General features: G+C 62.0%; 8 protein-coding genes. 1 reads left to right on the plus strand and 7 read right to left on the minus strand.

Annotated features, from left to right (window positions below; all coding sequences use genetic code 11):
* Positions 1 to 407: 407 nt before the first annotated feature.
* The 7 genes from FJ404_17935 to FJ404_17965 form a co-directional block, all read right to left on the minus strand.
* On the minus strand, positions 408 to 920 hold the full coding sequence (locus FJ404_17935; protein ID MBM3824735.1) for an NUDIX domain-containing protein: 513 nt from the start codon (positions 918 to 920) through the stop codon (positions 408 to 410).
* Entirely contained in the window at positions 917 to 1,804 is an 888-nt protein-coding gene (rsmA, locus tag FJ404_17940; protein MBM3824736.1) for a ribosomal RNA small subunit methyltransferase A, read from the minus strand. The genes FJ404_17935 and rsmA overlap by 4 nt, the downstream gene beginning before the upstream one ends.
* Positions 1,801 to 3,303, minus strand: coding sequence for an aspartate aminotransferase family protein (locus tag FJ404_17945; GenBank protein ID MBM3824737.1), 1,503 nt, complete (start codon positions 3,301 to 3,303; stop codon positions 1,801 to 1,803). The genes rsmA and FJ404_17945 overlap by 4 nt, the downstream gene beginning before the upstream one ends.
* Before the next feature lie 14 nt (positions 3,304 to 3,317).
* Complete coding sequence (locus FJ404_17950) at positions 3,318 to 4,064, minus strand: radical SAM protein (protein ID MBM3824738.1); 747 nt, start codon at positions 4,062 to 4,064, stop codon at positions 3,318 to 3,320.
* A gap of 27 nt (positions 4,065 to 4,091) precedes the next feature.
* Positions 4,092 to 5,264 carry a deoxyhypusine synthase gene (locus FJ404_17955; protein ID MBM3824739.1) on the minus strand — a complete coding sequence of 391 codons (1,173 nt, stop codon included), beginning with the start codon at positions 5,262 to 5,264 and terminating at the stop codon, positions 4,092 to 4,094.
* Between the two features lie 502 nt (positions 5,265 to 5,766).
* Complete coding sequence (locus tag FJ404_17960) at positions 5,767 to 7,011, minus strand: dipeptide epimerase (protein ID MBM3824740.1); 1,245 nt, start codon at positions 7,009 to 7,011, stop codon at positions 5,767 to 5,769.
* Entirely contained in the window at positions 6,855 to 10,541 is a 3,687-nt protein-coding gene (locus FJ404_17965; GenBank protein ID MBM3824741.1) for a c-type cytochrome, read from the minus strand. The genes FJ404_17960 and FJ404_17965 overlap by 157 nt, the downstream gene beginning before the upstream one ends.
* A 502-nt stretch (positions 10,542 to 11,043) precedes the next feature.
* Here FJ404_17965 and FJ404_17970 point away from each other — a divergent pair.
* Entirely contained in the window at positions 11,044 to 11,394 is a 351-nt protein-coding gene (locus FJ404_17970; GenBank protein MBM3824742.1) for a hypothetical protein, read from the plus strand.
* Positions 11,395 to 11,667 lie beyond the last annotated feature (273 nt).

Consider the following 11,667-nt stretch of genomic DNA (forward strand, 5'->3'; position numbering starts at 1 on the left):
TCGTGAAAACTCGAACCCTTTCTTCCCGGCGATCGAAGTCCATGTCGAACGAGGGGCCGGTGCTTTGCGCGACGGATTTTTCCCCCTGCGCGAGTCAAGCCGCGCGGGCGGCCATGCCGTTGGCGGCCGCACTTGGGACACTGGACCAACTGGCATGCAAATTCCTCCTTCAGATCGTAACGCTCTCCACATGAACAATTGGCAACAATGGACATAAGGATGCAGGATTTTCAGAAAAATGAAGCAGTATCGCCACAGCCCGGAAATCTGGAGCGAATTCACCCTATTGGACTACCTACCTGGAGCATCGGCTCGTGAGTAGCACGCCACCCTGGCGCTTGGAAGCACATTTTGAGGACCCAATGCCCTCTCCCTCTAGCCAAAGTGTCGTTGAACTCGGCCGCTGGCTATTTCTCAGCCTGTCGTGATTTCCAGCGCGACCACATGAGGATAAAGGACGGGGCGAAATCGGCAGGAGCTCGGGCGATCCAGTCATCGATGGCAGCAGGACTGAACCAGCCTCCTTCGGAGATTTCGTCCGGGTGCAGCGCGAACGGTCCCTCGCTCATGCAGGAATAGAGCCAGACGAATTCCTGGCCGGTTTCGGCGCAGGCGTCCACCTTCAAGTGTCGTTCGGGACGGCTCGTGAGGGAGAGTCCGATCTCCTCGCGAAGCTCGCGCACGGCGCAATCGTCGTAGGCTTCGCCGGGATCGAGATGTCCCGACGCGGAAGAATCCCAAGTGCCAGGGAAACAGTCCTTCTTCATCGAGCGCTTTTGCAGGAACAGCTCGCCCCGTCGATTGAAGACGAAAACATGAACGGCCCGATGGAGCAGGCCGAGCTTGTGAACCTCGGACCGAGGGCGGCGGTCGATCACTTCATCGAGCGCGTTAACGACGTCGAAATATTCCACCGTCATGTTCGAGAGTGAAGGAGTTGGGCGAGGTGCGCGAATCGGTCCAGATCGATTTCCTCCGCGCGGGCGGTGGCCGGAATGCCGGCTTGGGTAAGCGCTGCGGAGAGCGATTCTTCCGGCCAGTCTTGTTTGAGCAGGTTTTTCATCATCTTGCGTCGTTGCGAAAAGGCGCGCTTGACGACCCGCGCGAAGGTGCCTTCCAAGGGCCGCGGCAACAAGGGCGAATCGCGGCGGATCAGGGTCACGCACGCGGAGGTCACACCGGGTTCAGGAAAGAAGCAACGGGCGGGGATTTTGAAATGTCCGGCGCATCGATAGCGCAAGCCCAGCAGCAAGGTCAGGAGTCCGTAGCTGGATTCGCGTGGCCGGGAGCCGATGCGCTGCACGACTTCCCATTGCAGGGTGGCCGCGATGCGATGGGGAGGGAAATCGACCGAAGCAAGCTCCACCAGCATGGGAGAACCGGTGGAGTAAGGCAGGTTGCTGGCGACCTTCCAGGAGTTTCCCAAGGATGTCAGGGATTCGGGGGAAACCGCGGCGGGAGTGGTTGTAGGGAGGTTCGGATTGGAGCGATGGTCCCTGATCCACTCCAGAGCGTCGGCGTGAAACAAGTTGAAATGCGGATGTTGGGAGAAGCGATCCCGAAGCACGGCCACCAGGCGTTCATCGATTTCAACCGCGGTCACCTCCGCTCCGCGTTCAAGCAGGTGCGCCGTGAGCGGACCGAGCCCCGGCCCGATCTCGAGCACACGATCCCCGGCGGTCACTTGAGCCGCCTCGGCGATGCGGTTCAGCTGATTTCGATCATGGAGGAAGTTTTGGCCCAGCGACTTCGTCACGCGATGGTCTCGCGCTTCCATCCAGCGCCGCATTTCGGAGAGAGTCATGCCGCTGTTTCGCCGGCCGCGGCGGCTGATGCGATGGAACGCGATGGGCAAGCTTTCGCTTCGAGGCCGCGGCGGCTGATCTTTCGGACTCCGCTGCGCTCCGGAAGGCCGCTTTGTTGGGGGCGGCCACCCGTGGATGTTCCGGGGCCGGCGCTTGATTCCAATTGTCGCTCGACGAGGTTCAAGGCGTGGTTCAGTTGGGCTGGCGAAATCGTGAGGGGAGGGGTGAAACTCAACACCTGTCCGTGCTCGCCTTCAGGCAGCAGGATCAATCCCTGTCCCAGGAGTGATTTGACCCAACCGAGGACGGTGGCGGGCGGAGCCGATCGCGCTTCGAGGCCGGCCAGCAATCCACGTCCGCGCGGGACCAATCCAAGTTGCGGAAATCGGCTGGCCAGTCGGCGCATGGCTTCCATCAGGTGTTGGCCGGTTGATCGAGAGCGCCGGGCGAGCCCCAGTTGGCGGTGAACCCGAATGCTGGCCAACGCCATCGCACAACCCACCGGGTGGCCCAGGAATGTGCTCGTGTGAATGGCTTCCCCGTCGGATTCCGGCCAGGCGGCGTCCATGAGATCGGCGCGCCCGACGCAGGCGGAGATGGGAAAGCCGCCGGCGAGAGCTTTGCCCAAGCAGATGAGATCCGGCACGACGCTCTCGTGTTCACATGCGAACCCATGACCGGTGCGTCCGAAGCCGGTGTAGATTTCATCGAAGATCAACAAGGTGCCGTGTTCCGCGCAGAGTTGGGCCAACTGGGGAAGAAAGCCGGGGATCGGAATACGAATGCCGCCCCGGGCTTGAAGGGGTTCGATGAGGACCGCGCCGATGGTCCCTCGCTTCAGCCGGGTGGCCAGGAAATCGAGCGAGGTTTCACCCCGCTTCATGCTGGCAGTATTCGCCGACGCCGGTGGTGTTGCGGCGTGGGCGTCAGGGAATGGGGCGAATTCGACGAAGCCGCCCAGTTGGGGGCGAAAGCGTTGCCGGAAATGGAGGCGGTGAGTGGCGTTGAGCGCTCCGTAACCGAGACCGTGATAACCCCCCTCGAACGCGATGATGTTAGGGCGTCCGGTGGCGAGCAGCGCGGTCTTGAGCGCCGCCTCAACCGCTTCAAATCCAGAACTGCCGAGGATGACTTTACCCCGGCTGGACGCTCCTTTGGATTTCGCGCGCGTCCAGCGTTCGAAGGTGATGCGGCTGAGTTGAGCGCAGAGTTCCGCCTTGAGCGGGTGGGGATGGACGTCGCCCATCGCGTGGGGCAAACGGCGGAGTTGGCATTGGCCGGCGCGGACAATATCGGGATGAGCATGACCCGCGGCGGCCACACCGAAAGCGGCGGTGAGGTCCAAATAACGACGGCCCTCCGCATCCCAAACGTGAACGCCCTTGGCGCGGTCCCACACGATGGGCCAATCCCCCGAGGCCGATTGATGCGTGACATTGCGGGATTCGTAGCGGGAGAGTGCGCGAAGCACCTGGGCGGAATCGGTTCGGAGCGGCATGGTCAGCGGCCGGGTTAGACTCCCCGCTCGTCGGGAGGCCAGATGACTTTGTGCATTTGCACTTGGAATCGCGCCGGGAGGCAGTCGCGAATCATCGCCTCAGCCAACTCGCGGCGGGTGATGGGATGATGGTCCGGCGGGACGCTTTTCAGGCTGGGGTGCCGCTGCGAAGCTGACAGCGGGGAAGCCCACGAAATCAAGATGGGGCAGAGGGTGTCGAGTTGGTGCCGCTGGATCATGTCACGAGTCCAGTCATAATCTTCGCGGGAGAGGACCACAAACTTGATTTCGTCGCGGGGGGTGAGGAGCGGCAGGTTCTCCAGGCGGTTGCGCCCGGCTTCACCGCTGGAAGGGCATTTGAGATCGACGATGCGATGGACGCGGGTATCGACAGGACGGATGTCGAGGGCGCCGCTCGTTTCCAAGAGCACGGTGAAGCCACGGTCGCAAAGTTCGCGGAGGACGCTTGGCGTATGGGGTTGTGCCAGCGGTTCGCCGCCGGTGAACTCGACCAGGGGCAACCGGCGGGTCGAGGGCAGGGCGGGGTTTGGAAAGGCGAAGGGTTTGGCCCATGCTTCGACATGGCCAAGGACATCGTCACAACTCATGCGCGAACCTTGGCTGAAGGCGTACGCCGTGTCGCAGTAGGAGCAACGCAGCGGGCACGCCGTCAAGCGGACGAAAACGCAGGGCAGGCCCGCCCAAGTGCTTTCGCCTTGAAGGCTCAGGTAGATTTCGTTGACGACGAGGGAACCTTCCATGGGGAGGCTTTCGCCGGACCCGAGGGGTCAGGCCTTCTGCTTGAGTCCGACGCTGCTGGCGCGTTTGGCGATTTTCCGGCTCGTCAGCACTTTGGTGACCGTGCCTTGGGCGAGGTATTGCGAGCGGAGCCGGTTTAAGAGCACATCGCGTTGGTCGATGAGGCGTTTGAGTTTGCGGGGTTTCACCCGGCTCAAGGCGTAGGCGGTGAGCAACGGCATGGACAGCGTGCTGTCGGTGTAACACACGACGCAATCCGGGAGATGGTCCGGATCCACTTTGCCCCAACTGACCGCCTCGGCCGGGGTTGCGCCGCTGAGCCCGCCGGTGTCAGGCCTGGCATCCGTGCATTGGAGGAAATAGTCGTGGCCCTTTTCCGCGATGCCCATCACTTCCTGGATCTGCGGCTCCGTTTGCAGCATGAAGTTTTTGGGGCTGCCGCCGCCGAAGATGAGCACGCTGCTGGTTTTCCCGGAAGCCTTGGCGTGATAGACGATGGCGGCGGTCTGGTTGACGTCGCGGTTGACATCAAGGAGGAGCTTGGAATCGCGCAGGGCCATGGCGGCGATGTTCATCCCGATCGAGCTGTCGCCGGGACTGGATGTGAAAATGGGAATGCCGCACTCGTAGGCGGTGGCGAGGATGGAAGCGTCTTGGAGTCCCAAGGCGCGTCCGCGTTCGTGCACGTATTTGCCGAGCCGATAGTGAAACTCATCGGTGCCCATGGTTCGTTGGAACTCCGGGCCTTGAATGACTTCGCGGACGAAGGCATCGGTGTCGAGGAGGACGTTGTAATCGAAGACGACGTCGTAAATGCGGATCACTCCGTCCCGGTGCAACTCCACGTCGTTGAGGAAAGGGCTGCCCTGGTAGAGGGCCATGTCGAGTCCGTAGTGAAGATCGTGGTAGAGATTCGCGCCCGTGGAAACGATCCAATCGATGAAACCGGCTTTCATCAGGGGAATGAGGCAGCTCTTGCCGAGTCCGGCGGGGGTGAGGGCCCCCGTCAGGCTCATGCCGATGCATCCGTCCCGGGCGAGCATTTTGCCGGCGAAGAGGCGGGCCGCTTCGCGGAGACGCCCGCCATTATAGGCCAGCATGACGTCGTCAATGAGGTCGGCGGCGCTGATGTCGCGTCCGACCGCGAGCGGGTTGAGTCGGGGATACGCGGCAAACTTTTTGGAGGCTGATGCGCGGCTCATGGGGGCGGAGTGTGGCCAAAGGACGCGGGGAGAAAAGGAAAAACTCGAAGGCCAGGTCGAGGCGATGACCCTTGCGTCATCACAACTTGAACTGGCTTCGGAGATGGGTCTGAAGGCTCGTTCGTGAGCGGGATCGGTCCTGAGGACCGTAGCCTGAACCGACCCGTCCTCACCGACGGCCTGCGATGGGTGAAAGGGCGGGGGCCGGAGATCTTATTCCCTGGGTTGACGAGTTCCTGGTCTGTTTGAACAAGGACGGAAAGAAGCCGGGCCATGCGCCAAAAGCGCGTTTCGCGGGCGAAGGAATCGCGCAACATTGAATTCCGATTTTCCCGCGCCGGGATGATGACCTGGAGCGAAGCGAACTGAGGGAGCATGCCCTGGCCATGGGCCTGTGACCGAAGTGCAACGATGCTTCAGGTCAAAAGAACAAGCGAGAAAGCCGGAAGTCAATGTGGCACGGTTCCCAAGTCTTGGCGCGCGATGCCATCCCTACCCGTGTTCATCCATGGAATCCGTGGCCCCAATTTCCTATTCGGGAATCAGGGTCATTTCGCCTGCGTATCCCGAGGCCGGGTTCGGGGGCGCCGTGGATCCAGCGAAGTTCTCCTCGATCGATTTCGAGTCCCGCAAAGGGATCCGTCGCGAGGAGCCAATGCGAATCCAGATCGAGATGATGGGCGAGCGACGCGAGTTGAAAGGCGGCGGCGATGCCGCAGGAGGATTCCATCATGCAGCCCAGCATCGTCCGCAGTCCACGCGATCGGGCGGCTTCCAAAACGCGCCTGGCACCGCGAGGACCGCGTGTCTTGATCAACTTGACATTGACCCCGTGAAAGCCGTCGTTCCATCGGTTCGAGTCCTGCTCGGTTTGACAGGATTCGTCGGCAAAAATGGGCCAGGGCGAACGTTGCTTCAGCCAGCGCTGGTCTTCGCCCGACGCTTCAGCGGGCATGGGCTGCTCGATCAACTCGATGGGACCCCAGGCGGCCAGGTTTTCCATGGCTTGCAACGCCTGCTCCTTCGTCGGCCAGGCCTCATTGGCGTCCAGCCGAAGGATTTTGTTCGGCGCGGCCGCGCGAACGGCAGCCAGGATTTCAGGGTCTCGTGGTGAACCGACCTTGATTTTCAGAATGGGAAAATCTCCGGCTTCCAGCACCTTTCGATCAATGATCTCCGGCTCGTCGATGCCGATGCTGAAGCTGGTGAGGCAGGAAGGAGGTGGGCCGGGCAACTCGAGGAGTCTCGCCAAGGTGACACCCCGATGGCGGGATGCGCCGTCCAAAAACGCGGTCTCCAGGGCGCTCAAGGCGGAACGGGGTCCGGTCAGGCCGTCGAGAAACTGGAGACTGGAATCGACCTCCTCGAAGTCGAGCTTGAGCGGAGGCAGGGCTCCGAGGAAGCCGGTCAAGTCCGCCGCGGATTGGTGGTATCGCAAGCTGGTGGGGGCTTCGCCCCAGCCTTCTCGACCGGCATCATCGCGCAGTTGAACCAGCAGCGTGTCGATGGAGCGGCGGCCGCCTTGAGCGGCGGTCGAGGAAACCGCCCAGGCATGCCGGAGCTCGAGCGGAACGACCTCAAACCGCAGCTTCACGGTTTGGGAAGCGGCACTTGGCCGGGACGGCCCAGGTAGTAGATCAAGTCCCGAACTTCTTGTTCCGTGAGATTGTCGATCAGACCCTCCGGCATCATGGAGATCTCGCTCTGCGAGATGCGTTTGACGTCCTTGCGCTGAAGGGTGAGGGATTCGGTTTGCGTGGCAATGACCACCACCTGGTCGTTTTGTTCCTTCACCAACCCGGTGATCACGCGGTCATCGGTGGTTTCAATCGTCGAGCTTCGATATTCATGAGGAATGACGGCGTTGGGATCCACCATGTTTTCAAGCAAGTAATCCAAGTCGGTGCGGTTGGATCCGGTCAGGTTCGGCCCCACATTGGCGCCCTGATCGAAGAGGGTATGGCATTGGGCACACACGCGATTGTAGACCGCGCGCCCGCGCGGGCCATCTCCGGGTTGAGAGCCTCCGGCCCGATACAAGCTCCGAAACCTGGCAATGGCCTGCTTCTTCTCCGCGGGACTCTCACGGAACGATCCCCAGACCCTTTCCAGGTCCGCTTGGACCTCCGGATGATTGAGGTTGCGGAGCTGTCGAATCCATTCCGCCGTCAGGTCGGACTTGGGGACCGCTGCCTTCTGGACGGCGGCAAGAAGCGGGCGGGCGTAGGAAACACGGGAGCACAGCGAGGCGAGAGCATCCCGCTTTTCCGTGGCGTTGAGTTGTCCATAGACCTCAAGCAGACGCGCCGGAGTGTCCGGATGATCATAGGCGCCGAGAGCGCGGATGGCGGGGCCGCGCAGCGTGGGTTCGGTGAGCGCGGTGTGGTAAGCGGTGGGGAGGGAAGGGTCCCTCGTCGTGGCGAGCGCGTCGAGCGCGGATCTTCGGGCTTTGGCTTCAGCCGACCGGTCGAGCAGGGTGGCGCGCAGAGTGGCGAGGGCGGACGCGCTGCCGAACGTGAGCGACAGGGATTGCGCCAGAGCGCGGACCTCGGCGTGAGGGCTCGAGGCCAGACGGGTTTCAGCTTGGGACCATCCGGGCGGCGGGGTCACATTGCGCCGGCCTTGCAACGCTGCCGCGATGCCCTGGAGCACCTCGAGCTTCTTCGCCTCGGGCCCTTCAGAAGCGAGAGCCTCCACCAAGTGCGATTGACTGGCGGGATCTTGAGTCAGCACGATGCGGCGAGACGTGAAGTTCAGGATTCTCGGCAGGGCGGTGTCGAACGCGGCTTGCAGCGCTTCGCGCGGGCGCTCGGGGACGAGCGGTTCCATGGCATACCAAATCATGAGGGGGAGATTGTGATCACCGGCGTCCTCCGAGCGCTTCAAGAGGCTGGCCACCATGCGGCCGCGCATGTCGAAGGGCGCCCGTTGCATCGCGGCGGCGAGGTAAAGCCGGACGACCGGGGAAGGATCGGTCTCGGCGAGTTGGAAAAGATCGGGGTCGGCTCGCAATCCTTGCGTCTCGGCCTCGGTGATCCAACCACGCAACCGGTCGAGATCTTCGAACGCCAATTGCACGGTCCAGGCGCGCACATATTCGTCGGGGCTCTTCAGATTCTCGATCGCCGTGCGGACATCGAGATTTCCCGAGACATTCAGCGCCCACAAGGCGCGCAGCTTCCGGCTGGTGGAGGGATGGTCGCGGAGAATGGCGAGCAGTCCTTCGCGAACCTCCTTGTTGGGGCCGGATTCGGCGGCGCGTTCCTGGAGGATTCTGCGGGCGTGCCGCACGTGCCAGTCGTTCTTGTGCAACTGCAGTGAAACCAACTGGGCGTTCGACATGGCGCGAAGGTCGATCGAGGTGTGGGGTTGGTCGCGATAGACGATTTTGTAGATGCGGCCGTTGGAGCGATCGTGGCCGCCCTCGTTGTTGTGATGGCACTGGTTCTTGTCATACCAGTCGATGATGTAAACCGAGCCGTTGTGGTCGTAACGTTGATTCAGGGTTTGCGACCAGGTGTCGTTAAAGTTGAGGAAGTCGGGGCTGTGTTTGCCCACGAATCCCGACCCTTTCCGCTCGGGCTTGTCGACGTTGAGGCGTTGTCCATGGATGTTGCCCATGAACAAACCCCCTCGGTAGGTCTCAGGCCAGGAATCGCCGAGATAAACCATCAAGCCGGCGTGGGCGTGACCGCCTCCCATCTCATCGCTGCGCCCATTGGCCGCGTGCGGTCCCCGATTGCCCGCGTAATGAACGTGGTCGGCCACGGTTTTGATGTCCTCGAAAACGTAAGGATAAATCGGCTTGCGCGAGTTGGGCTCGCGGTGGGCGGCGTGGCGGGCGGTCTCCTCGCGGCCCACGGTGTAGTGGAGTCCGCCCTGGCGTTCGTAGCGTCCGCCTTGAATCATGTGCCAAAGGTGGGGGATGACACAGGCTTCGATCCAGCACTGGCCCAGTTCATCGAAATCGACCCCCCAAGGATTGCTGGTGCCCTCGGCAAAGACTTCGAAGGCCTGCCGGATAGGATGGTAACGCCAGACGGCCGCGTCCACCCATTGCCGTTCCGATTCAGGCGCGCCGGGCTTGCCCACGTGGGAGGGACAGAAGACACCATGGCAGCCGTAGAGCCATCCGTCGGGTCCCCAGATGAAGGTGTTGAGCGTTTCGTGCGTGTCGCGCAGATAATCCCAACCGTCGAGCAGGACCTTGGGTTCGCCGGCCGGTTTGGGTTCGTTCCAATCCTGGACCGGAATGAAGAGCAAATGGGGCGCGGCGCCGACCCACACGCCTCCGAAACCGATTTCAAGGCCGCTGATCAGGTTCAGTCCTTCCATGAACACGGTGCGTCGATCGAACTTGTGGTCGTGGTTGGTGTCCTCGAAGACAAGGATGCGGTCCTTGCCTTTTCCTTCCGGAGCGCGTTTGGGATAGGTGTGTCCTTCGGCCACCCAAATGCGTCCGCGATCGTCGAGACAGAAGGCGATGGGTTGGCGCACGTCAGGTTCATGGGCGAAGGCGTGCAGTTTGAAGCCCTCGGGCAGCGTGGCGGCCTGGACCGCTTCCGCCGCAGTCAACCCGGCATGCGGGACAACGTCCGCCGGAGGGGGTTGATTCTCGGGACGAGCGGGATCGATGGCGTCTGAGAAGCTGGGCTTGGCCCTGTAGAACCAAAAGCCGTCGAAGTTCAAATGTCCCCAATGACCGGATTGTTGATCGACGAGACGGATAAACACCGTTTTGTTCAGGTGGGGTTCCATCGAAACCACGGCGGGGCGAAGATTCTCGGATTCCAGACCGGATACTTTGACGAGAACCTTTTGTGTCCCGGCTTCAACAAGCTCCACGCGGGTGGATGGCCAGGGACCTCCGCCGACCAGAAAACTGGCCCACGGATGGGTGACTCTGAAAGGGGCGGACGTGAGGGTTCCCCGAGGATCATCGCCGACGCGCTCGAATCCACCGATCCAGTAATCCCCTTGGTGCTGGCTTTTCATGTCGGGCCGGCGTGCGGCGACGGCATCACCCTGCACCGGCTGTCCTTCGAATGCTTTTCCTTCAACCGTCCAATCCCGGAGGGAACCGTCTTCGAAATCCAAGTTGAGCACGCGTCCATCGAGCCCTTGGGGACGGATGCCCGCGGACATGTCAGCCGCGTGCAAGGAGAGCAGGGCAATCATCCAGACGAAACCCGTGGCGCAGGCGAAGAGCAGCGCAGCCGCGACCTGGGTGAAGGGAAGTTGGGTGGGACGGATGCGTCGAGCGTCATTCGATTTCATAGTAAGGTGTCGCGAGCGTCGTGTGGGCGCCCGCGCCGAGGTTTGCCTGGCGTGGTTGAGCGGTAACGCGGAGAAGTATTTCAAAATATCGACGGATTCGGAAACCTCAAAATGGCAGAGAGAGGCAGTGCGGTGCAACCAGAGGTTGTCCGTGACCGGGTTGTCTTGGTAACGCAGACAGCCCTGTCTGCTGTGGCGCAGGCTGCCCAACCTGCGGGGGCGACGAAGGGAACCCGGCGCGTGGAGAGCCTGGAAGGGCCTCGTTCTTTACCCGCGGCCCCTGCCGCACAGGATTCTCCGTTTCTTTGCACAGCGCCACCCTCCTTGCCCTACGCCGGTCCGTCCACACGCACGGGGTTCAGATGGATCGAACGCGTGACGAAGGCCAGCCGCCTTCGTCCTGAAGGATCTAGGCTCTGAACCGGTCCTGCAAGCATTGGCCGATCGTCCCGAGCGACCGGTTGAACCGGCTTGTTTGGGTCACCTGTGGCCGCCGAATGGCATGGCTCAAGTTCCGTTCGGGCCTCCGCTGGAGCAAAGGGTCATGATGGTCCACGAGGACAAAGGCATGGACTTCAACGCCGAATCGTTCGGGAAGTTCGGCAACCAGATGAAGGAAACCGCGCCGGTCGTCATCGGAGAGAGAGTCGATCCCGGCGTTGACCGCGGTGGACCCCATGATACCACCCTCCAGCAACTCGCCTGCGCAAGGGCCGTGACACGGCGCCGCTCATCACGACTTTCCTCACATGCGCAATGCATCCACAAGTTGACGGTGATGTGCGCGACAGCGCCGGGGCGCGGCGTTCACGCCGATTCAGGGCGTGTCTTCAAAGGGGCATGGCAGGTTTAACGGGAATGGGTGCTGCCCGGGCGAAGGCACCCACCCAGGGCGGGTCATGGAGCGGGAGGAGATCGCCGCGAGCGGAAGCGCCGTGAACGGCGCGCCCCGACAACTTGAGGATGTGCCGCCATCTGCTAACGTCAACAGTTAAGACTTGATCCTATTGACGTCGTGCGACCGGCCGGAGAGCTTGACTATCGCCCACCGATCCTGTGGATGGGCCTGGTTTCAGCAAGCTTCCCACCGGCGACCTTCATCCGCGCTTCCAGCGGGAGCAGGTCA

Source organism: Verrucomicrobiota bacterium (assembly GCA_016871495.1).
GTDB lineage: Bacteria > Verrucomicrobiota > Verrucomicrobiia > Limisphaerales > VHDF01 > VHDF01.